Here is a 20,532-nt window from a genome sequence, read left to right as displayed (position 1 = left end):
CAGGACCGCCGCCCCGCTCCTTGCGGAGCGGGGCGGCGGACGGGGAACTGCGGGTGCTGCCGTACTTACTCGGCAGCGGCCTCGGCGCCCTCGCCCTCGGCGCCCTCACCCTCGCCTTCGGCGGGAGCCTCGGCCTGGGCGGCGACGACCTGCAGGACGACGGTGTCCTCGTCGACGGCCAGGGTGGTGCCCTTGGGGAGCGGGATGTCCTTGGCGAGGATGGAGGTACCGGCCTCCAGGCCCTCGACGGAGACGGTGACGCCGTCGGGGATGTGGGTCGCCTCGGCCTCGACCGGCAGCGCGTTGAGCACGTGCTCCAGCAGGTTGCCGCCGGGGGCGAGCTCGCCCTCGGTGTTGACCACGATCTCGACGGTGACCTTCTCGCCGCGCTTGACCGCGAGCAGGTCGACGTGCTCCAGGAAGCCCTTCAGCGGGTCGCGCTGCACGGCCTTGGGGATGACCAGCTCGTTGCCGTCACCCTCGATGTCCAGGCTGATCAGGACGTTCGGGGTGCGCAGGGCGAGCAGCAGGTCGTGGCCGGGCAGGGCGACGTGCTTGGGGTCCTGGCCGTGGCCGTAGATGACACCGGGGACCTGGTGCGAGCGGCGGATGCGGCGGGCGGCGCCCTTGCCGAACTCGGTGCGCAGCTGCGCGGAGATCTTCACCTCGGACATGGGGATCACACTCCTCGTGATGACGACGGGACTTCGGTCGGTCGCCCAGCCCACGACGGGCCGTTCCACTTACGAGGAGCGCGTCGATAACGGAGTCCGCCGCCGAAACGGGAACGGCCTCCCTCGCCGAGCAACTCGCAGAGTCTACCCGGCGGGGAGGCCGCCCCGGAAATCGATCAGACGGTGATCAGTGCGCGTCCTCGAAGAGGCTCGTCACGGAGCCGTCCTCGAAGACCTCGCGGACCGCGTTGGCGATCGTCGGCGCGATGGACAGCACCGTGATCTTGTCCAGGTCCAGTTCACCCGGCGTCGGCAGGGTGTCGGTGAAGACGAACTCGCTCACCTTGGAGTTCTTCAGCCGGTCCGCGGCCGGGCCGGACAGGACACCGTGGGTGGCGGTGACGATGACGTCCTCCGCGCCGTTGGCGAACAGGGCGTCCGCGGCGGCGCAGATGGTGCCGCCGGTGTCGATCATGTCGTCCACCAGGACGCAGATGCGGCCGCGCACGTCACCGACCACCTCGTGCACGGTGACCTGGTTGGCGACGTCCGGGTCGCGCCGCTTGTGGACGATGGCCAGCGGCGCGCCCAGGCGGTCGCACCAGCGGTCGGCCACGCGCACCCGGCCGGCGTCGGGGGAGACGACGGTCAGCTTCGAGCGGTCGACCTTGGCGCCCACGTAGTCCGCCAGTATGGGCAGCGCGAACAGGTGGTCGACCGGGCCGTCGAAGAAGCCCTGGATCTGGTCGGTGTGCAGGTCGACCGTGAGGATCCGGTCGGCGCCCGCGGTCTTCATCAGGTCGGCCACGAGGCGGGCCGAGATCGGCTCGCGGCCGCGGTGCTTCTTGTCCTGGCGGGCGTAACCGTAGAACGGCACGACCACGGTGATGCGCTTGGCGGAGGCCCGCTTCAGCGCGTCGATCATGATCAGCTGCTCCATGATCCACTTGTTGATGGGAGCGGTGTGGCTCTGGATGACGAAAGCGTCCGAGCCGCGGGCCGACTCCTCGAAGCGGACGTAGATCTCACCGTTCGCGAAGTCGAAGGCCTTCGTCGGCACAAGGTTGACGCCCAGCTCACGTGCCACCTCCTCCGCGAGCTCGGGGTGTGCGCGGCCGGAGAAGAGCATCAGCTTCTTCTCACCGGTCGTCTTGATCCCGGTCACTGCACCGTCTCCTTGGTGTTCAACGCAGCTTCGCCCTCGGTGAGGGAGCTGGCGGAATTGTGTGCACCTCACACGGTACGCGCTGCGTGGCGCGACCGCGCACGTGGGGAAGGCCACCCCGCACGCGCTCCCCCGCCGGTCAGGCCTCCGGCGCGGCCTGCTGGGCCTGTTCGGCGGCGTGGGCCGCCGCGCTGCCGGGCCGCTTCCTGGCCACCCAGCCCTCGATGTTGCGCTGCTGGCCGCGCGCGACGGCGAGCGAACCGGCCGGCACGTCCTTGGTGATCACGGAGCCCGCGGCGGTGTAGGCGCCGTCCCCGACTGTGACGGGGGCCACGAACATGTTGTCGGAGCCGGTGCGGCAGTGGGAGCCGATCGTGGTGTGGTGCTTGGCCTGCCCGTCGTAGTTGACGAAGACGCTGGCGGCGCCGATGTTCGTGTGATCGCCGATCGTCGCGTCGCCGACGTAGGACAGGTGCGGCACCTTGGTGCCCTCGCCGAGGGTGGCGTTCTTCATCTCGACGTAGGTGCCGGCCTTCGCCTTGGGGCCGAGCTTGGCGCCCGGGCGCAGGTAGGCGTACGGGCCGACCGAGGCGGCCTCGCCGATCTCCGCGCTGACGGCCACGGTGTTGCTCACCGTGGCGCCGGGGCCGACCAGGGTGTCGGTCAGCGTGCAGTTGGGGCCGACCACGGCGCCCGAGGCGAGCCGGGTCGCGCCGTACAGCTGGGTGTTCGGCAGCACCAGGGTGTCGGGCTCGAACTCCACGGTGACGTCCAGCCAGGTCGACGCCGGGTCCATGATCGTCGCGCCCTCCAGCATCGCCCGGTGCAGCAGGCGGTCGTTGAGGATGCGGCGGGCCTCGGCGAGCTGCACGCGGTTGTTGATGCCGGCGATCTCGCGGTGGTCCCCGGCGACCGAGGCGCCGACGCGGTGGCCGGCCTCGCGCAGGATGCCGAGGGTGTCGGTGAGGTACTCCTCGCCCTGGGCGTTGTCGGTGGTCACCTTGGCCAGCGCGTCGGTCAGCAACTGCGCGTCGAAGGCGAACACCCCGGAGTTGATCTCGGGGATGGCCCGCTGCTCGTCGGTGGCGTCCTTCTGCTCGACGATCGCCAGCACCGAGCCGTCGGCGTCGCGCACGATGCGGCCGTAGCCGGTCGGGTCGGGGACCTCGGCGGTCAGCACGGTGACGGCGTTGCCGTCGGCGGCGTGGGCCTCGACCAGCGTGCGCAGGGTGTCCGGGGTGAGCAGCGGGGTGTCGCCGGCGGTGATGACCACCGTGCCGGTCAGCTCCGGGAGTTCCGCCAGGCCCGCCCGGACCGCGTGGCCGGTGCCGTTCTGCTCGTACTGCACGGCGGTGCGGACCGCGGCGTCGGTCCCGGCCAGGTGGGCGGTCACCTGCTCGCGGGCGTGACCGACCACGACCAGCAGGTGCTCGGGCTCCAGGGCGCGGGCCGCGGCCACGACGTGTCCGACCAGGGAGCGGCCGCTGATCGTGTGCAGGACTTTGGGGGTCGCCGACTTCATACGGGTGCCCTCACCCGCGGCAAGGACGATGACGGCGGCCGGGCGGTGGGCGCTCACGGAACGGACTCCTCGGCGTGGGGTGAAGGTCACCCGAAGGATACCGGGGCGTTTCGGGCGGGGAACGCGGAAGGGTCGCGACGGTTGCCGCGACCCTTCGGTCAGTGCTCCGCTGCCAGGATTCGAACCCGGACTTAAGGGACCAAAACCCTCAGTGCTGCCGTTACACCACAGCGGAAGGAAACCCCGGCCGGACAGGACATCCGGTCAGGGTGCCCGTCTGGCCTCCACCACTATGCCGCACCGGCGGCCTCCAATGCGACGAGAAAGATCGGTACTTCCCCTCGTGAAAGGTGGGTACAAGTGTCAAGAGCCGTATTCCCGCCGACACGCGTGCTCTGTCCGGCCTTCACTTAGCCCTGCCATACTTACGAAGCCGTAAGTTACGGTGGCGTAGCCCCCGACCTTCATTGAGGGACCACCATGACCACACAGACCGACGTGATCACCGAGTCCCCGGAACCCGGGGCCGGCTCCGGGGCCCCGCTTCCCCGCGCCACGCTCGGTGGTGACAAGAAGCAGTCACTCGAGCAGATCACCCTCGGACTCTTCATCGGCATCCCCTTCCTCGCCCTCGTCGCGGCGATCCCGCTCGCGTGGGGATGGGGCCTGAGCTGGCTCGACCTCGGCCTGATGGTGGGGATGTACTACCTCGGCTGTCACGGCATCACCATCGGCTTCCACCGCCACTTCACCCACGGCTCCTTCAAGGCCAACCGCCCGCTGAAGATCGCCCTGGCCATCGCCGGGTCGATGGCCGTCGAGGGACCGATCGTGCGGTGGGTCGCCGACCACCGCAAGCACCACAAGTTCTCCGACGCCGACGGCGACCCGCACAGCCCCTGGCGCTACGGCGAGACCGTCCCCGCGCTGATGAAGGGCCTGTGGTGGGCCCACATGGGCTGGTTGTTCGACGAGGAGCAGACCCCCCAGTACAAGTACGCCCCCGATCTGATCAAGGACCCGGCGATCCGCCGGATCAGCCGTGACTTCTGGCTCTGGACCTCCGTCTCGCTGCTGCTCCCGCCGCTGATCGGCGGCCTGGCGACGATGTCGTGGACCGGCGCCGCCACCGCCTTCTTCTGGGGCTCCCTGGTCCGTGTGGCCCTGCTGCACCACGTCACCTGGTCGATCAACTCGATCTGCCACGCGGTCGGCAAGCGGCCCTTCCGCTCCCGCGACAAGTCCGGCAACGTCTGGTGGCTGGCCGTGCTGTCCTGCGGCGAGTCCTGGCACAACCTCCACCACGCCGACCCCACCTCCGCCCGGCACGGCGTGCTCCGCGGCCAGGTCGACTCCAGCGCCCGCATCATCCGCTGGTTCGAACTGCTCGGGTGGGCCAGTGACGTACGGTGGCCGACCGCTGACCGCATCGCCGCCCGCCGTAAGGAGAGCGTCAGCGAAGCGGCATGATTGACGGGTGAGCGACGGCAGAAGCAGCAGCAGGGGCAGCGAGGGCACGCCGTCGCGGCGTGCCCGACGGGTCCGCATGACGGGCAAGGAGCGCCGCGAGCAACTCCTCGACGTGGGGCGCACGCTCTTCGCCGAACGCGGTTTCGAGGGCACCTCCGTCGAGGAGATCGCGCACAAGGCGGGCGTCTCCAAGCCCGTCGTGTACGAGCACTTCGGCGGCAAGGAGGGCCTCTACGCCGTCGTCGTGGACCGCGAGATGCGGTGCCTGCTGGACATGGTCACCGGTGCCCTCACCGGTGGCCATCCGCGCGAACTGCTGGAACAGGCGGCCTTCGCGCTGCTGGACTACATCGAGCAGTACACCGACGGCTTCCGGATCCTCGTACGGGACTCGCCCGTCGCCCAGTCCACCGGCACCTTCGCCTCACTGATCAGCGACATCGCCACCCAGGTGGAGGACATCCTGGGCATGGAGTTCAAGCAGCGCGGCTTCGACGCCAAGCTCGCCCCGCTCTACGCGCAGGCGCTGGTCGGGATGGTGGCGCTCACCGGGCAGTGGTGGCTGGACGCCCAGAAGCCCAAGAAGGCGGAGGTCGCCGCGCACCTGGTGAACCTGTCCTGGAACGGCCTGTCCGGGCTCGAGCCCAGGCCGCGGCTGATCGGCCACCGCAAGAACTGACGCCGCGCCCCGCTCCGTACGCACAGGACGAAGGGCGGTGCCCCCGCGCGGGGGCACCGCCCTTCGTCGTGTCCTGCGGCAGGTGGTCAGCCGGTGTTGCGCAGGCCGGCCGCCACGCCGTTCACCGTCAGCAGCAGCGCGCGGGCGAGCAGCGGGTCGGGCTCCTCGCCGCGGGCGGCGGCCTCGCGCTGCCGGCGCAGCAGCGCCACCTGGAGGTAGGAGATCGGGTCGAGGTAGGCGTCCCGGATCCGGAAGGTCTGCTGGAGCACCGGCTGCGCGTCCAGCAGCTCCGCCTCACCGGTGATCCGCAGCACCTCGGCGACCGTCAGCTCGTGCTCGGCCTTGATGACGTCGAAGACGTGCTTGAGCCCGTCGGGCACCAGGGTGCCGACGTAGTGCTCGGCGATCCGCAGGTCGGTCTTGGCCAGCGTCATCTCGACGTTGGACAGGAAGTTCCGGAAGAAGTGCCACTGCTCGTACGCCTCGGCGATGTCCGCCTCCCGGCCCGCCTCGCGGGCGGCCCTCAGGCCCGAGCCGACGCCGAACCAGCCCGGCACGATCTGCCGCGACTGCGTCCAGCCGAACACCCACGGGATGGCCCGCAGCCCGTCCAGGCCCGCCCCGCTGTCCGGGCGGCGCGAGGGGCGCGAGCCCAGGTGCAGCTCGGCCAGCTGGTCCACGGGGGTGGAGGCGAAGAAGTACGCGGGCAGGTCCGGGTCCTCCACCAGCCGCCGGTAAGCGGAGTGCGCGGCGTCGGAGACCACGTCCATGGCCGCGTCCCAGCGGGACAGCGCCTCCTCGGACTGGCGGGGCGCGGTGTGCAGCGCCGAGGCCTGCAGCGTGGCCGCGACCGTCAGCTCCAGGTTCTCCCGCGCCAGGGACGGGATCAGGTACTTGTCGGAGATGACCTCGCCCTGCTCGGTCACCTTGATCTCGCCCTCCAGCGTGCCCCACGGCTGCGCCAGGATCGCGTCGTGCGTCGGGCCGCCGCCCCGGCCGACGGTGCCGCCGCGGCCGTGGAAGAGCCGCAGCCGCACCCCGTGGCGGTGCGCCACGTCACGCAGGCTCCGCTGCGCCCGGTGGATCTCCCACTGCGAGGTGGTGATGCCGCCGAACTTGGAGCTGTCGCTGTAGCCGAGCATGACCTCCTGCACGTCGCCGCGGAGCGAGACGAGCTTGCGGTACGAGGGGTCGGAGAGCATCTCGTCGAGCAGCCTGTCGGCGACCTTCAGCTCGTCGGTGGTCTCCAGCAGCGGCACGATGCCGATCTTGGCGATCCCCGCGTGCAGGTCGATCAGCCCGGCCTCGCGGGCCAGCACCGCCGCCGCGAAGACGTCGTCGGAGCCCAGGCACATCGAGATGATGTACGACTCGACCACCTCGGGCCCGAACCGCTCGAAGGACTCCCGCACGGTGTCGAAGACGCCCAGCGTCTTCGCCCCCGCCGCGTCCAGCGGCGCCGGGGACGGCGCCAGCGGCCGCCGCGAGCGCAACTCCTTGGCGAGCAGCCTGCGCCGGTAGTCCCGCGGCATGTCCGCGTACCGCCAGGACTCCTCGCCGAGCCGGTCGAAGAGCTGGCCGAGGGCGTGGTGGTGGGCGTCGGCGTGCTCGCGGACGTCCATCGTGGCCAGCTGCAGACCGAAGGCGGCCAGCGTGCGGATGGTGCGGTCCAGACGGCCGTCCGCGATCAGCTCACCGCGGTTGGCGCGCAGCGAGTCCTGCACCAGACGCAGGTCGGCCAGGAGGCCGCCGGTCCCGAGGTAGTCGCGGCCGGGCACGTGCGGCGTGCCGCCGGCCAGCCGCTCCCGGGTGTTGAGCAGCTTCTGCCGGATGCAGGTGGCCTTGAGGCGGTAGGGCTCCTCCGCGTTCAGCCGCTTGTAGCGGGGGCTGATCTCCGGGAGGCGCTGCAGGTCCTGCTCCAGGTCGGCCAGCAGCTCGGGCGAGGCGCCCGAGTTGCGGATCGAGTTGGACAGCGCCGCGCGCAGGTCGTCGACCAGCTCCAGGGCGTCGGTGATGCCGTGCTCGTGCTGCAGGATCAGCACGTCCCAGGTGACCTGCGGGGTGACGTTGGGGTTGCCGTCCCGGTCGCCGCCGATCCAGGTGCCGAAGGTCAGCGGGCGGGTCTCCGCGGGCAGCGGCACACCGACCCGCTCCAGCTCGACCGCCAGGTCCTCCAACACGTCGCCGACCGCGCCCGCGTGCAGCTCGTCCAGGTAGTAGATGGCGTTGCGCGCCTCGTCGGCGGGCTCGGGGCGCACGACACGCAGTTCGTCGGTCTGCCAGAGCAGGTCGATGTTCTCCGCCAGACGCAGGTCGCTGCGGCGGCGGTCCCCGCCCCCCTCGACGGACTCGTCCAGCAGCGCGGCGATCACCCGCAGCTTGTTCAGCACGCTGCGGCGGGCCGCCTCGGTCGGGTGGGCGGTGAAGACCGGACGCACGTTGAGGTTGCGCACGGTCTGCCGCAGGTGCTCCGGGTCGGCGTCCTTGAGCAGGTCGGCCGTACGGGCCAGCAGCCCGCCGTCGGCCGCCCTGCGGGAACGCAGCTCACGGCCCCGGTGCACCTGCTCGGTGACGTTGGCGAGGTGGAAGTAGGTGGAGAACGCCCGTACCAGCTTGGCCGCGGTCTCCAGATCGGTCTCGCCGAGCAGGGCGGCGGCGGCCTCGCCGTCGCTGCGGGTCAGCGCCCGCACCCTCTCGACGAGATCGAGGAGCTCCGGGCCCTCCTGCCGGACGAGCGTCCCGCCGAGGAGGTCTCCCAGGCGGCGGATGTCCGCGCGGAGGGGGGCGCTGCCGGTGGTGTTGTCGGCGCTGCTCACAGGTGCGGCTCCTCGTGCAGTGGAATGGTCGGCGGCATTGTCCGGACCGCGCTGTCCGACGGCACAAGGATAGGTCGGGGCCGGCCCACGGACCGGGGCTGACCGCCAGGCGGACACCGTCGCGTCTAGGCTGGTCCGTATGAGTACGACGGGGGAGTACGTACCGGACGGGGCCGGCGGACGAAGCCGGGTGGTCGCCGGGCCGTGGTGGTGGCCCAGGCGGCGCAGCATGGTGCTCGACGTGTCCCTGGCCTTCGTCTCGGCCGTGGAATGCCTCCTGGAAGGCGCGGCCTTCGCCGAGAAGTCCGGGGTCTCGCCGGTCGTCACGGGTCTGTTCGGCCTGCTGGTCGGCTCGGTGCTGGTGCTCCGCAGGCGCTGGCCGGTCCTGGTCGTCCTGGTCTCCATCGCCGTCACGCCGGCCCAGATGGGCATCCTGCTGAGCATCGTGGGGCTCTACACCCTGGCCGCCTCCGACGTACCGCGGCGGATCATCGCGGTGCTGTCGGGGATGACCATGCTCGGCATGCTGATCGTCACCTTCCTGGAGATGCACGGTGACCTCGGCGGCGCGGCGTACCACGCGCCGCTGGCCGTGGTCGTCCTCACCTCCGTGCTCGCGGCGGTCGGCGTCACCGCGCCGCCGGTGCTGCTGGGCCTGTACGTCGGCGCCCGGCGCCGGCTCGTGGAGAGCCTGCGGGAACGGGCGGACGGCCTGGAGCGGGAGCTGTCCCTGCTGGCCGAGACGGCCACGAGCTCCGCGGAGCGTGCCCGCATGGAGGAGCGCACCCGCATCGCGCGCGAGATGCACGACGTCGTCGCACACCGGGTGAGCCTCATGGTCGTGCACGCGGCCGCGCTGCAGGCGATCGCCGTCAAGGACCCCGAGAAGGCCTCGGCCAGCGCGCAGCTCCTCGGGGACATGGGGCGGCAGGCGCTCAACGAACTGCGCGAGATGCTGGGCGTCCTGCGGGCGGAGCCGGTGACGGCGGCGCGGGCGGCGTCGGCGGGTGCGGCGGTCCGTGTCGTGGCCGCTGCGGAAACGATTGCGCCCGCCCCGTCCCCGCCCGCGGCCGCGGCCGGGGACGCCGAGACGGAGGACGAGCAGGGGCCGTGCCTGGCCGAGCTCAGGCGGCTGCTCGACGAGTCGCGGGCCACCGGGATGGACGTCGAGCTCACGGTGGAGGGGGAGGAGCGTCCGCTGGCGGCGCGGGTCGAGGCCACGGTCTACCGCGTCGTGCAGGAGGCGCTCACCAACGTCCACAAGCACGCGCCCGGCGCGTGGGCCCGCATCCGCCTCGCCTACCGCGAGGCGGAGGTCGCGGTCCTGGTGCAGAACGGCCCCTCCGACGGGGCGCCCGCGCTGGTGCTGCCCAGCGGCGGCAACGGGCTGGTCGGCATGAAGGAGCGCGTCACGGCGCTCGGCGGGGGGTTCGCCGCCGGCACGACCCACGAAGGCGGGTTCCGCGTCTCCGCGATGCTTCCCGCGTAGCGGTACGGCCCGGGGTGCCCCTTGCGGCCCGTTGTTGTGTGCGGGTTCGTTGCGCCTGCGGCGGGCGGTTTCCCCGCCCTCCCCTCATGGGCGCATCCCGCCACACCCCCTCCCACGGGTTGGGGCGCACGACGGCCCCGGTGGGGGTGAGTAAGGCACCTGCGGCAACCCCGAACCGCCTTGTCACCCCATCCATCATCGCTGCCATCGACGAGTGGCTGTGATCAGCACCTCCACAGACGTCCTACGCGACCCTGACCACGTACTTGCCCTGGACGCCGCCCGCCTCCAGCGCCCGGTGTGCCGCTGCTGTCTCCTCCAGGGGGAAGACCGTGTCCACCGCGGGGCTCAGCTTGCCCTCGACCACATGGCGGGCGAGGTCGTCGAAGTCCGCCCGCGTGGGGTTGCCGCTGAAGAAACGCACCCGGCCGTGTCCGTGGACCGCGCTGACCGCGAGGTAGCCGAGCGACGCCGCAGGCCGTTTCAGGTCGAAGGCGATGGTGACCATGCGCCCGCCCGGATTCAGTAGGCGCCGGAAGGCCCGCAGGTCGGTCCCCGCGGTGTCCAGGACCACGTCGAAGCGGCCCAGTTCCGCCGGCCGCACGGTCCGGTGGTCGATGGCCTTGTGCGCGCCGAGCCCGCGGACGAAGTCGAGGTTGGCTGCACGGGCCAGGGCCGTGACCTCGGCGCCGTACGCCCGTGCGAGCTGGACGGCGGCGTTGCCGACACCGCCCGCCGCGCCCCGGACGAGGAGTCGTTCGCCGGGGCGCAGCCCGGCTTTGTCCCGCAGCGCGGTGATGGCCGTGGTGGCCACCGGCAGCGCGGCGGCGTCCACCAGGTCAAGGCCGTCGGGGAGCCGGCCGACCCGCTCGGCGGGCACGGTCACGTACTCGGCGGCGCTGCCGAACCCGGCGGTGCGGCCCAAGACCCCCCATACGCGGTCGCCGGCCGTGAACCGTGTGACTCCGGCACCCAGCGCGGCGACCTCGCCGGTGAAGTCCAAGCCGACGCGCTTGGGGAAATTCCGGCCGCTCAGCAGGCGGAGACGGCCGGCACGGGCTGCCAGTTCGCCGCCGTTGACGCTGAACGCGCGCACCTTCACAAGGACCTCGCCGGGGGCCGGCTCGGGGCGTGGCACGCGGCCCGTATAGAGCACATCGGGGCCGCCATAGCGGTCGTAGAGCACTGCCTTCATCATGCGGTCCTTCATCGTTCTGCCTTTGCCGCCGGGGGCCCTACAGGGATCTGGCATCGACCGTAAACTCTTAAGTGGACGCAATCGTCCGCTTGGACCGGAAGCGAGAGACAGTGATGGCGGAATCCTCTCGGATCACCCCCCGGGACGAGGTGCGGGCGGACGCCCGGCGCAACCGGGAGCGCCTCCTCGTCGCCGCCCGTGCGGTCTTTGCGGAGCGCGGAATCGACGCCCCGATGGCGACCGTGGCCCGACGGGCCGGGGTCGGCGTGGCGACGCTGTACCGGCATTTCCCGACCCGGGACGCCCTGGTGGGAGGCGCGTTCGCGCAGCAGATGGAGACCTGCGCGCGGGCGCTCACCGAGGCTCTGGCCGCCCCTGACCCGTGGCAAGGCTTCCAGCAGCTGGTCGAGACGGTCTGCGCTCTGCAACGGGAGGAACGCGGGTTCCCGGCCGCGTTCGTCGCGGCCTTCCCGGAAAGCACCTCGGAACACGCGCAGTCCCGGCAACGAGCCGAGCGGGACTTCACGACCCTGGTACGCAGGGCCCAGGCGTCGGGCGCGCTGCGGGCCGATTTTCACCCTTCCGACCTCGCCGTGGTCCTGTTGGCACACTGCGGTCTGGTGAACGCCCTACCGGATGATGGTGCAGCGTCCCGGCGCCTGGTGGCCTATCTGCTCCAGTCGTTCCGCACCGACACGGCCAACGGTCCGCTGCCCCCGCCGGCTGCCCTGACACTGCGCAGCCTCCCGATCGCAACTGACGGTCCCCAGGGGCAGCGGCCCCCGAGAGCCTGACGGGAAACGGTACCTGCCGCAGGGCACATCCAGTCCGATGACTCCACTTTCGCAACAGGCCCTAGCGGTGCGGGCCTCGCGGGGTCGTTGTGGAGTCGGTGCCGCGCCGGGGTACGCCCCCAGGCTTCGGCCGGGGGGACCCCCAAGGGGGCACTCCGCCACACCCCCTCCTGCCGGTTGAGGCGACGCGCCGGGCAATCGGGCGGGAGGGTGGGGATGCCCGCCGCAGGCGCAACGCACCCGCACACAACAACCGGCCGCAAGGGGCACCGCAAACGCAACGACCCGGCGGCGCGGTCAGGTCGTGAGGCGGTGGGGGCGGGAGCCCGTCGTGAGGGCGCCGAGGGCCGCGTCGATGGTCGGGCCCAGGTAGTAGTCGCCGGTGTGGTCGAGGCAGTAGACGCGCCCCTCGGCGTCGATCGCGAGCTGCCCGTGGCCCGCGGACTCCTCCCCGAGCGGTGCGACCTCCGTGTCGAGCGCGCTGCCGAGGTCGCCGAGGGTGCGCGCGAGGTGCAGCCCGTGGAGCGGGTCGACGCGGACCGTGCTGGGTGCGACGTGGCGGCCGGGGGAGGTGACGGCCGGCACGGTGAGGCCGCCGAACTCGGCCCAGGCCTCTACGGCGGCGGGGAAGACGCTGTGGCGGTGGCCGCCGGGGGAGACGTAGGCGCGGAGCGTGTCGGCCCAGACCTCGGCCTGCCGGATGTCCCAGCGGCCGGGCTGCCAGCCGGCGGCGCGCAGGGCCACGTCGACGCCGACGGGGAAGCGGGTCGAGTTCATTCGGCGTCGGCTCCCGGGTCGAAGGCGCGGACGCCGAAGTGCGCGAGCAGCGCCTCGCAGGAGCGGCAGGGCGGGGCGTAGGTGCCGTGGGCGGGGTCGCCGTCCTCGCGTATGCGGCGGGCGGTGAGCTTGGCGCCCTTGAGGGCCTTGCGGGCCTCGCCGTTCGTGAGCGGCTTGCGCGCGGCGCGCTTGCTGCGGGCGCCGTCGACGGTGGTGAGGTGGCGGGACAGCAGCACCGGCTCGGGACATCGCCCGGTGAAGCGCTCACGCTGGGCGACGGGGAGGGCGTCGAGGACGTCCTGGACGAGCGGGTGGAGCGGGGGCGGCTGGTCCGCCTTGGCGCCGGTGCAGGTGAGGACCTCGTCCTTGACGGACAGCGCGGCGGCGACGGCCGGCAGGATCCCGTCGCGCCGGTGGCGCAGCGACGGTGGCGCGGGCGCTTCGTCGGCTCCCCAGTTGAGCCGCGGATCCGCGGCGTCTCTCGTCAGCATCTTCGTACGGCCCTCCGATCCGTCCTCGCGTCGAGGACGTCCCCCTATGTGCGTAAGACTGCCAAACGGACAAGGCGTTACGGAAGTCGGTTGTGAGGTGAGAGGTTTACTTTGTGCCGGATGTCACGGCACTGTGGGGAGATGCGTATCGTCGTCCGGTGTGCTGCCGCAGTGGCGCTCCTTGCGTTGGCCATTGGTTGTACGGATAGTAGCGCCGGGTCGGACGGGAGAGGGGCCAAGCCCACGGAGAACGGCCGGGATTCGACCACGGCCTCCACGGGAGGGGCACAACGCACGCTCACCGCAGCCCGGTTGAAGGCGGCGCTGATCACCTCCGCCGATGTGCCCGGCTACGTGGTGACGGGCGGCGCGGGCGTGCCCGTCCCCGAGGAGTCGCTGACCGCGGACCGGCCCGGGTGCCGTCCCCTGTCCGACCCCGTGAGCAGCCGCCCCGTCCGGCCGCGCACGGCCCAGGTGACGGCCGCCGTCACCACGCGCGGGGCGCTCGGCGGTGACGGCGGGCTGGACCTGCTGCTGCTCGCCGCCCACCGGCCCGGCGAGGCGGGCGAGGTCGTCGCCGGGATCACCGCCGCCCTGAGGCAGTGCCGTTCCTTCGGGACGACGGACGGGGAGGGAGGCGCCCGGCACTTCGCCGTCCGTCCCGCGCGGGCCCCCGCGGTGGGCGACGAGGCGGTCGCCTACGTGATGACCGACACCGCCGACGCCACGCGAGGCACCGCCACCGTCACCGTCGTGCGCACCGGGGGCAGCACGGCCACGTACGTCACGGTCAGGCCGTCCGGTGACCCGGGGGGACCGCCCCTGGCCGTCGCGCGCGCCCAGCACGGGAAACTCGCCGCGGCCGCCGTCCAGTCGTGACCGGAACCAGCTCAAGCGACTCTTGCCACACCCCATAGGCTGTGCCCAACACCGGATCCAGCATGGGGGCATCGGCAATGACGACAGGTCGGCCCGGGTATCGGGCCGCGCCACCGAACGCGGCTTACGCCGGTCAGATCGTGCACTTCCCGGACCCGGTGCGGCGCGCCCGCCACCCGCAGGGCGTACGCGTGGACGAGCGCGGCTTCCCCGACTTCTCGCCGTACGCCCGCGCGGCGGCCGAGATCGCCGAACCGCCGGACGGCTTCGGCATCGACGAACTCCGGCTGACCGACTACGTGTCGGCCAACGCCGCGCAGCACGCCGCCGGTCACGAGTTGTGGGGCAGCCTGTCCCCCGTCGCCACGCCGCACGGGTGGAGCTGGCACCACGTCGCCGGCAGCCGCCGTCTGGAGCTGATCCCCGCCGAGGTCAAGTCGTTGCTGCGGCACCACGGAGGCCTGGCCACCACCGCCTCCGCCGACCACGACAAGCGCGGCACCCGGCCGCTCCAGGAGACCCGGCCGGTCCACTTCGGCGTGCGCAAGGACGGGGTCGCCGTCACCGAGCAGCAGGTCCGGGACGTCGAGGAGGAGCTCGGCTACCGGCTGCCCGGCGCGTACCGCACCTTCCTCAAGGCGGCGGGCGGCAGCGCACCGCGCGGTGTGGCCCTGCTGCCCATGCTGGGACTCCTGGTCGACCAGCCCTTCTTCACCGTGCGGGACGAGGCGGCGGCCAACGACCTCGGCTACGTCAACAAGTGCCTGCGGGACCACCTCACCAAGGACTACCTGGCGATCTCCTACGTCCAGGGCGGTGTGCTCGCCGTGAAGGCGCGCGGCGCCGACCTGGGTTCCATGTGGCTGTGCCCGTACGACGACGTGCGGGACGCCGACGGCGCCTTCGGTTCCACCGAGGAGCGGGTCACCGGGCTGCTGCTGCCCTGCGGCGAGGACTTCGACGCCTTCCTCGCCGCGCTCGCCGGCGACCCGCCGGAGCTGGAGACGGTGGCGAACCTGATGGTGGACGGCGGCTTCGCCCGCGCCGTCCCGGTGGAGGGGTGAGGCAGGACATGGTCACGTTCGCGGAGGCGCAGGAACGCGCCGAGCGGTGGATCAACGCCGACGTCCCGGCCTACCTCGCACGTGAGGTGCAGGTGCGCGAGTTCGACCGGGGCTTCGTGGTCTGGTCCGAGCCGAGGGACGGCGGTCCGACCTCGGACGACGGGGAGACCCGCATCGTCATCGCCCGGGACAGTGGCGACGCCACGCTCTGGCCCGCGCTGCCCGTGGGCGAGATCATCCGCCGCTGGGAGGAGATCTACGGGGCCGCGGCCGGCGCGGTCGCGGACGCCGTGCCGGAGCGGCCCCGGCGGATCGACCTGGAGGCGACGTCCTTCCTGCTGAGCCCGCCGCAGTGGCTGCAGGACGCCGCCGACCGGCTCGGCATCCCCGACCGCCGTGACGTTCCGGACGGCGCCCTGTCCGACACCGTCCCCACACCGCCGCGCGCCCCGGCCCCGGTCAGCACGCCCGGTCCCGCCACGCCCACCCAGCCGTACGTCCCGACCCCGACCCCGCCGATGCCGACCCCGTACGGCGGCGCGCCCACCCCGCCGCCCGCCGCGTGGCGGGACGCCAACGACAGCCAGGGCGCGGGGGCGTCCGTGCCGCCGCCGGCGACCGTCTACGCGCCGCCGATCAGCGACTCGGACGACGCCCACACCCCGCCGCCGATGACGAGCGCCGACGCCAGCACCGAGCGGCTGCCCGGTGTGGCGGAGGCCGGGACGCCGCTGCCGCGGCCCCAGGCGCAGGGCGGTTACGGCCACCCCGGCGCCGGCACGCCGCCCCCGCCTCCGCCGCCCCCACCGGCTCCCGGGCCCGGCGCCTACGGCTACCCGGGCGGCTCGTCCACGCCCCCGCCGCCGGGGCCCCCGCCCTCCCCGTTCGGCGGTCCGGCCGTGGCCCCGCCGCCCCCGCCGCCGGTGGCCCAGCAGGGCCCGCCCCCGCCGCCGCCCGTGCCGTCCACCCCCGCCAGGCCCGCCCCCGGGGACGTGCACCACGCCGCGACGATGCTGTCCCGCCCGGACGGCCCGCCTCCGCCGCCCCCGCCGCCGCCCGGTCCCGGCCGCGGCGCCGCCGACGTGTCCGCCGCCGAGACCTCGAAGGCCGGCCCGCCCGGACCGCCCGCGCCGCCGCCCGGTCCGGGCGTGCCCGGCACCCCGGCCGCCGGGTACGTGCCCACGCAGCTGGTGCAGGCGCTCCCCGCGAACGACCGGCCCGGTCCGCCCGTACCGCCGCAGCCGGCGGCCGGGGACGTGCACCAGGCCGCGACGATGCTGTCCCGCCCGGACGGCGCCGCCGGGGCGTCGGCACCGCCCCCGCCCCCGCCGCCGCCCGGTCCGGTCGCGGCGCCGCCGCAGCCCCCGGCGTACGGCTACCCCCAGCAGCCGCAGGCCCAGCCGCAGCCGCCCACCGGGGTGCCCACGGTCGGCCCGGGCTACCTGGCCGTGCTCCGCTACCGCGCGCAGGACGGCTCGGAACAGCAGCTGATGCGCCGCTCCGCACCCGGCACGCCGCACCCGGAGTGGCAGATCCTGCACGAGCTGCGCGCCCTCGGCGTGCCGCCGCAGGCGGTGCTGGAGCTGCACACGGAGCTGGAGTCGTGCGACCTGCCGGGCGGCTACTGCGCCCGGATGATCCGCGAGACCTGGCCCCAGGTGCGGATCAGCAGTACCGCCCCCTACGGCAAGGACCACGCGAGCCGTCGCGCGGGCGTGCAGCACCTGCTGACGCACCTCGGCGAGCTGCACCAGGTGGCGAGTGCCCCGGCGCACGCGCACCCGCACCGGGTGCCGCTGCCCGAGCAGCACCAGGTCCAGCGGGTCCCCCCGATCCCGCTGGACGCGATCGGGCAGGAACTGGCGCAGTCCTTCGGGCCGCAGGGCGTGTTCCGCTTCGACCAGCGGGCGGTCGCCCGGCAGGGCGTGCCGGACCTCGTCGCCCAGACGCTCACCTGGTCCGGGCTGCCGGTGGACTTCGGGCCGTTCTTCTGGGCGCAGGCCCAGCCGGGGCGGCCGGTGCCGACCCTGGCGGAGCTGGCGGCCGAGCGCGGCGTGCAGCCGGCCCCGGACGCGGGCTCGTACCTGGTGATGGGCAATGACTTCGGCCGCCAGCTGTGCGTGCAGTACGGCACGGCGCACATCGTCGCGGTGCCGCTGGAGGCCGGGCCGGGCGGTACGGCTCCCGTGCCGCAGTTCGTCAACTCCAGCCTGCCGGAGTTCGTCCGCTGCCTGGCACTGCTCGGGAAGATGTGGCGCTGGCGGCTCGGCCTGACGCCCGAGCAGGCGGGCCGCTGGACGGTCGACTTCCAGAACCAGCTGGCCGCGCTCGACCCGGCGGCGGTGGCGTCGCCCGAGCACTGGTGGCCGGTGCTGATCGAGCAGATGTGGGACGGGATGCTCTAGGTCCCCGTACGGCGTCGCTCCGGCCGGTCTGCGGACCGGTCGGAGTGTCGCGTTATGGGTAAATCCGGCAAATCCCCGAGAATGGGGGTATGAGTACGGCACACCCCCGCGGTGGCCACGGCTTCGCCACCGTCCGTGGCCGCGGGTACCGCACCGAACAGGTCGACCGCTTCCTGGAGGAGCTGTCCGAGGACCGCGACGCTGCCTGGGAGCGTGCCGCGCGGCTCACCGTCCTGGCCAACGAGATGACCGCGGAGTGCGCCGCGCTGCGCGAGGCGGTCTCCACGCTCTCGCCGCCCACCTACGAATCCCTCGGGAAGGGCGCACTGGACCTGCTGCGGCTGGTCGAGGAGGAGGCGGCCTCCGTACGCGAACAGGCCGAGGAGGAGGCCCGGCACGCGCACGACGCGGCCGCGGCCGCCCGCCGCACGCTCATGGACGAGGCCCGCGCGGCCGCCCACGCCCGCCGCGGCACCGCGGACGAGCAGGCCGAGCAGGTGCTGGAGCAGGCCCGTGCCGATGCCGGGCGCATGCTCGGCGAGGCCCGCGACGAGACCGGCCTGCTGCGGGACGAGGTCGCCCGGGAGCTCGACGCCGCGCGGCGGGAGGGCGAACAGGCGCTCGCCGAACTGGAGAAGGAGCACCGCGAGCGCTTCGACACCCAGGAGCACGAACTCGCGGAGGGCGAGGCCGGGGTCGACTCGCGCCTCGCCGAACTCACCTCGTACGCCGAGGCCATGGTGGACGACGCCCGCCGGGCCCTGGCGGAGACGGAGGAGGCCGCGCGGCGTCGCCAGGAGGAGGCCGACGCCGCTGCCGCGGAGCTCCTCGCCCAGGCCAGGGTGCGGGAGGAGCGCATCCGTCTGGCCGCCGAACGCGAACTGCGCGAGCACGAGGTCCGCCGGGAGGAGATCCGCGAGCACCTCGCCCACGTCCGTGGCAGCCTCGCCGCCCTCACCGGCCGCGAGGCCCCCGACGCCGAGGAGGAACCGGGCCCCGCCGCCCCCGACGTGCCCTCCCCCTCACCCGGGGACGATCAGGAACCGTCGTAGGCGGGGAACTCCCCGCTGTCCAGGACCCACGGCCCCACGGGGACGGCGTCCCCGAAGGCGTAGTCGTGGCGCGCCCGGTAACGGGGGCCGTCGTCGCCGGGCGCCGGCCCCGGATCGGAGAGGACGGCCAGAGTCTTGTCGCGCGGGTCGATGATCAGGTAGAGCGGGATGCCCATGGCGGGGTTGTCCCGGGTCTTCTCGCGGTAGTCGTTCCCCGGGTTGGACGTGGCGGCAATTTCGGCCACCAGCGCGACGTCGCCGGGGTCGAGGAAACCAGGGGTGTCGAGGACCTGTTCCGGTACGACGACGAGGTCGGGGCGGCGCATGCGCCCTATGGCGGGCGCCTCGACCTCGGGACCGCTGTGGGCCACGTGACCGGCCCAGTCCGGATCGTCGGCCATCTGCCGCTCGATCTGCCGCCGCAGCCGCAGGGCGATCAGCTCGTGCCGGTTGACCGGCGGCATCATCTCGTGATGACGCCCTCGCCGATCTCCACGGCCCAGGTGTCCTCGCGCTCCATCAACTCGTCGGCGATGGCCCGCATGCGCGCGTAGGTCTTCGCGTCCACGGCGTCACCGTACCGCCGGGTCCTCCTCCAGGACCGGGAAGCGTCGGGGCGCCACCAGGAGGACGGCGGCCAGGGACAGGACCGCCGCGACGGCCGCGCCGGCGTACACGTGGTTGACCGCCGCCGCGACGGCGCGGCGCACGTGGTCGTCGATGTGCGCGGCGCCGGCGATGGAGTCGAGGTCGGTGCCCGAGCCGTGCAGGCGGGAGGCGAGGGTGGCGTTGGCGACGGCACCGAAGACGGCCGCGCCGACGCTCTGGCCGACCTGGCGGCAGAAGAGGATCGACGAGGTGGCGGTGGCCCGTTCGCTCCACGGGACGGTGGACTGCACGCCGACGATCAGGGGGAGCTGGAAGAGCCCGAGGGCGGCACCGAGCAGCAGCATCACCAGGGTGGGCTGCCAGGCGGGACCGGCGTACGGGAGCAGCACCAGTACGACGAGGACGACGGTGGCGGCCGCCATGCCCAGGGCGGCGGTGTTGCGGAAGCCGATGCGCAGGTAGACGCGGTTGCTGAGCGCGGCGGACAGCGGCCAGCTGAGCGTCATCACCGACAGCACGAAGCCCGCCGCTATCGGCCCGAGCCCGAGCACGGTCTGGGCGTACGTGGGGAGGAAGACCGTCGGGGCCACCATGAGGACGCCGAGCATGCCGAGGGCCAGGTTGACGGCGACGATCACCCGGCGCCGCCAGACCCAGCCGGGGATGATCGGCTCGGCGGCCCGGCGCTCGGCCCACACGGTGAGGGCGCCCAGGACGAGGCTGCCGCCGAGCAGCCACCACCGGGCGGGCCCGCCCTGCACGAGGCCGGTGATCAGCAGCCCGCCGGAGAGGAAGAGCAGCAGCGCGCCGGGCCAGTCCACGCGGTGCCGGGTCCGCTCGCCGACCCGCTCGCGCAGATGACGGGAGATGAGCAGGAGCGCGACCGCCCCGACGGGCAGGTTGATCAGGAAGATCCAGCGCCAGCTGGCGTAGCCGGCGAACAGCCCGCCGCACAGCGGCCCGAGGACGGCGGAGACGGCCCAGACTGTGGAGATCGCCGCCTGGATGCGGCCGCGCTCCTTGAGCGGGTACAGGTCGCCGGCGATCGTCTGCACGGTCCCCTGGATGGCGCCGCCGCCGAGCCCCTGCACGATGCGGAAGGCGATCAGGCCGGCCATGTTCCACGCCCCGGCGCACAGCACGGAACCGAGCAGGAAGATCCCGATGCCGGTCAGCAGCACGGGCTTGCGGCCGAAGGTGTCGGCGAGCTTGCCGTAGACCGGGAGGGTCACCGTGACCGCGAGCAGGTAGCCGGAGAAGAGCCAGGAGAAGACGGAGAAGCCGCCCAGCTCGCCGACGATCTGCGGCACCGCGGTGGAGATGATCGTGGAGTCCATCGCCGCCAGCGCCATGGCCATCATCAGCGCGGCGACCACCGGGCCGCGCCGCTGCGGCCCCGTCCCGGAAGCGGTGGCGGCTGCGGTCGCGGTCTGCTCGGTGCGCTCCAC

17 protein-coding genes and 1 tRNA gene are annotated in these 20,532 nt (G+C 73.1%); 8 read left to right on the top strand and 10 right to left on the bottom strand.

Going from position 1 to position 20,532, the window contains the following annotated elements; all coding sequences use genetic code 11:
- Nucleotides 1-65: 65 nt before the first annotated feature.
- The 4 genes from ACFYYN_RS20995 to ACFYYN_RS20980 form a co-directional block, all read right to left on the bottom strand.
- On the bottom strand, nucleotides 66-674 hold the full coding sequence (locus ACFYYN_RS20995; RefSeq protein ID WP_499512260.1) for a 50S ribosomal protein L25/general stress protein Ctc: 609 nt from the start codon (nucleotides 672-674) through the stop codon (nucleotides 66-68).
- Between the two features lie 187 nt (nucleotides 675-861).
- Nucleotides 862-1,839: a ribose-phosphate diphosphokinase gene (locus ACFYYN_RS20990; RefSeq protein ID WP_329187428.1), complete on the bottom strand. Its 978-nt coding sequence runs from the start codon at nucleotides 1,837-1,839 to the stop codon at nucleotides 862-864.
- Between the two features lie 139 nt (nucleotides 1,840-1,978).
- A complete protein-coding gene (gene glmU, locus ACFYYN_RS20985; protein ID WP_500547035.1) occupies nucleotides 1,979-3,418 on the bottom strand; it encodes a bifunctional UDP-N-acetylglucosamine diphosphorylase/glucosamine-1-phosphate N-acetyltransferase GlmU in 1,440 nt (479 codons plus the stop codon).
- Nucleotides 3,419-3,525: 107 nt separating this feature from the next.
- Nucleotides 3,526-3,596, bottom strand: a tRNA-Gln gene (locus tag ACFYYN_RS20980).
- A gap of 245 nt (nucleotides 3,597-3,841) precedes the next feature.
- On the opposite strand from ACFYYN_RS20980, the gene ACFYYN_RS20975 reads away from it, so the two are divergent.
- Both ACFYYN_RS20975 and ACFYYN_RS20970 read left to right on the top strand, forming a co-directional pair.
- Nucleotides 3,842-4,831 carry an acyl-CoA desaturase gene (locus ACFYYN_RS20975; RefSeq protein ID WP_500547034.1) on the top strand — a complete coding sequence of 330 codons (990 nt, stop codon included), beginning with the start codon at nucleotides 3,842-3,844 and terminating at the stop codon, nucleotides 4,829-4,831.
- Between the two features lie 76 nt (nucleotides 4,832-4,907).
- On the top strand, nucleotides 4,908-5,510 hold the full coding sequence (locus ACFYYN_RS20970; protein WP_018559808.1) for a TetR/AcrR family transcriptional regulator: 603 nt from the start codon (nucleotides 4,908-4,910) through the stop codon (nucleotides 5,508-5,510).
- Between the two features lie 86 nt (nucleotides 5,511-5,596).
- On the opposite strand, the gene ppc is transcribed toward ACFYYN_RS20970, so the two are convergent.
- On the bottom strand, nucleotides 5,597-8,326 hold the full coding sequence (gene ppc / locus ACFYYN_RS20965; RefSeq protein ID WP_500547033.1) for a phosphoenolpyruvate carboxylase: 2,730 nt from the start codon (nucleotides 8,324-8,326) through the stop codon (nucleotides 5,597-5,599).
- A gap of 139 nt (nucleotides 8,327-8,465) precedes the next feature.
- Between ppc and ACFYYN_RS20960 the strand changes: the two genes are divergently transcribed.
- A complete protein-coding gene (locus ACFYYN_RS20960) occupies nucleotides 8,466-9,815 on the top strand; it encodes a sensor histidine kinase (RefSeq protein ID WP_500547032.1) in 1,350 nt (449 codons plus the stop codon).
- 244 nt (nucleotides 9,816-10,059) lie between these two features.
- Here ACFYYN_RS20960 and ACFYYN_RS20955 read toward each other — a convergent pair whose 3' ends face one another.
- Nucleotides 10,060-11,025 carry an NAD(P)-dependent alcohol dehydrogenase gene (locus ACFYYN_RS20955; RefSeq protein WP_500547031.1) on the bottom strand — a complete coding sequence of 322 codons (966 nt, stop codon included), beginning with the start codon at nucleotides 11,023-11,025 and terminating at the stop codon, nucleotides 10,060-10,062.
- A gap of 101 nt (nucleotides 11,026-11,126) precedes the next feature.
- Here ACFYYN_RS20955 and ACFYYN_RS20950 point away from each other — a divergent pair, with 101 nt between their 5' ends.
- Complete coding sequence (locus ACFYYN_RS20950) at nucleotides 11,127-11,807, top strand: TetR/AcrR family transcriptional regulator (RefSeq protein WP_500547105.1); 681 nt, start codon at nucleotides 11,127-11,129, stop codon at nucleotides 11,805-11,807.
- A gap of 297 nt (nucleotides 11,808-12,104) precedes the next feature.
- On the opposite strand, the gene ACFYYN_RS20945 is transcribed toward ACFYYN_RS20950, so the two are convergent.
- Nucleotides 12,105-12,584 (bottom strand): SUKH-3 domain-containing protein, encoded by a 480-nt coding sequence (locus ACFYYN_RS20945; protein ID WP_499512255.1) that lies wholly within the window; start codon nucleotides 12,582-12,584, stop codon nucleotides 12,105-12,107.
- Nucleotides 12,581-13,075, bottom strand: a complete 495-nt coding sequence (locus tag ACFYYN_RS20940) for a YwqJ-related putative deaminase (protein WP_500547030.1) — start codon at nucleotides 13,073-13,075, stop codon at nucleotides 12,581-12,583. Before ACFYYN_RS20940 ends, ACFYYN_RS20945 begins: the two co-directional genes overlap by 4 nt.
- 312 nt (nucleotides 13,076-13,387) lie before the next feature.
- Here ACFYYN_RS20940 and ACFYYN_RS20935 point away from each other — a divergent pair, with 312 nt between their 5' ends.
- The 4 genes from ACFYYN_RS20935 to ACFYYN_RS20920 all read left to right on the top strand — a co-directional run bounded on the left by ACFYYN_RS20935 (nucleotide 13,388) and on the right by ACFYYN_RS20920 (nucleotide 18,475).
- Nucleotides 13,388-13,954 carry a hypothetical protein gene (locus ACFYYN_RS20935; protein WP_500547029.1) on the top strand — a complete coding sequence of 189 codons (567 nt, stop codon included), beginning with the start codon at nucleotides 13,388-13,390 and terminating at the stop codon, nucleotides 13,952-13,954.
- Between the two features lie 77 nt (nucleotides 13,955-14,031).
- Nucleotides 14,032-15,018 (top strand): HNH endonuclease, encoded by a 987-nt coding sequence (locus tag ACFYYN_RS20930; RefSeq protein ID WP_499512252.1) that lies wholly within the window; start codon nucleotides 14,032-14,034, stop codon nucleotides 15,016-15,018.
- 8 nt (nucleotides 15,019-15,026) lie between these two features.
- Nucleotides 15,027-17,423 carry an SUKH-4 family immunity protein gene (locus ACFYYN_RS20925; RefSeq protein ID WP_500547028.1) on the top strand — a complete coding sequence of 799 codons (2,397 nt, stop codon included), beginning with the start codon at nucleotides 15,027-15,029 and terminating at the stop codon, nucleotides 17,421-17,423.
- Nucleotides 17,424-17,512: 89 nt separating this feature from the next.
- Nucleotides 17,513-18,475, top strand: a complete 963-nt coding sequence (locus ACFYYN_RS20920) for a DivIVA domain-containing protein (protein WP_500547027.1) — start codon at nucleotides 17,513-17,515, stop codon at nucleotides 18,473-18,475.
- On the opposite strand, the gene ACFYYN_RS20915 is transcribed toward ACFYYN_RS20920, so the two are convergent.
- The gene (locus ACFYYN_RS20915; protein WP_500547026.1) at nucleotides 18,460-18,942 is read right to left on the bottom strand and encodes a Uma2 family endonuclease; all 483 of its coding nucleotides are present in this window, start codon (nucleotides 18,940-18,942) and stop codon (nucleotides 18,460-18,462) included. The genes ACFYYN_RS20920 and ACFYYN_RS20915 overlap by 16 nt on opposite strands.
- Before the next feature lie 105 nt (nucleotides 18,943-19,047).
- The gene (locus ACFYYN_RS20910; protein ID WP_500328694.1) at nucleotides 19,048-20,532 is read right to left on the bottom strand and encodes an MFS transporter; all 1,485 of its coding nucleotides are present in this window, start codon (nucleotides 20,530-20,532) and stop codon (nucleotides 19,048-19,050) included.

It is taken from the genome of Streptomyces sp. NPDC001902 (assembly GCF_042891295.1).
GTDB lineage: Bacteria > Actinomycetota > Actinomycetes > Streptomycetales > Streptomycetaceae > Actinacidiphila.
Note: the sequence above shows the minus strand (reverse complement) of the source record. Positions and strands in the feature narration are given on the sequence as shown.

What these genes read in the sequence shown, in the direction of transcription:
- ACFYYN_RS20995 (WP_499512260.1), bottom strand. Translation starts at nt 674, where the DNA reads ATGTCCGAGGTGAAGATCTCCGCGCAGCTGCGCACCGAGTTCGGCAAG.
- ACFYYN_RS20975 (WP_500547034.1), top strand. Translation starts at nt 3,842, where the DNA reads ATGACCACACAGACCGACGTGATCACCGAGTCCCCGGAACCCGGGGCC.
- ACFYYN_RS20970 (WP_018559808.1), top strand. Translation starts at nt 4,908, where the DNA reads ATGACGGGCAAGGAGCGCCGCGAGCAACTCCTCGACGTGGGGCGCACG.
- ACFYYN_RS20960 (WP_500547032.1), top strand. Translation starts at nt 8,466, where the DNA reads ATGAGTACGACGGGGGAGTACGTACCGGACGGGGCCGGCGGACGAAGC.
- ACFYYN_RS20955 (WP_500547031.1), bottom strand. Translation starts at nt 11,025, where the DNA reads ATGAAGGACCGCATGATGAAGGCAGTGCTCTACGACCGCTATGGCGGC.
- ACFYYN_RS20950 (WP_500547105.1), top strand. Translation starts at nt 11,127, where the DNA reads ATGGCGGAATCCTCTCGGATCACCCCCCGGGACGAGGTGCGGGCGGAC.
- ACFYYN_RS20945 (WP_499512255.1), bottom strand. Translation starts at nt 12,584, where the DNA reads ATGAACTCGACCCGCTTCCCCGTCGGCGTCGACGTGGCCCTGCGCGCC.
- ACFYYN_RS20940 (WP_500547030.1), bottom strand. Translation starts at nt 13,075, where the DNA reads ATGCTGACGAGAGACGCCGCGGATCCGCGGCTCAACTGGGGAGCCGAC.
- ACFYYN_RS20930 (WP_499512252.1), top strand. Translation starts at nt 14,032, where the DNA reads ATGACGACAGGTCGGCCCGGGTATCGGGCCGCGCCACCGAACGCGGCT.
- ACFYYN_RS20925 (WP_500547028.1), top strand. Translation starts at nt 15,027, where the DNA reads ATGGTCACGTTCGCGGAGGCGCAGGAACGCGCCGAGCGGTGGATCAAC.
- ACFYYN_RS20920 (WP_500547027.1), top strand. Translation starts at nt 17,513, where the DNA reads ATGAGTACGGCACACCCCCGCGGTGGCCACGGCTTCGCCACCGTCCGT.
- ACFYYN_RS20915 (WP_500547026.1), bottom strand. Translation starts at nt 18,942, where the DNA reads ATGATGCCGCCGGTCAACCGGCACGAGCTGATCGCCCTGCGGCTGCGG.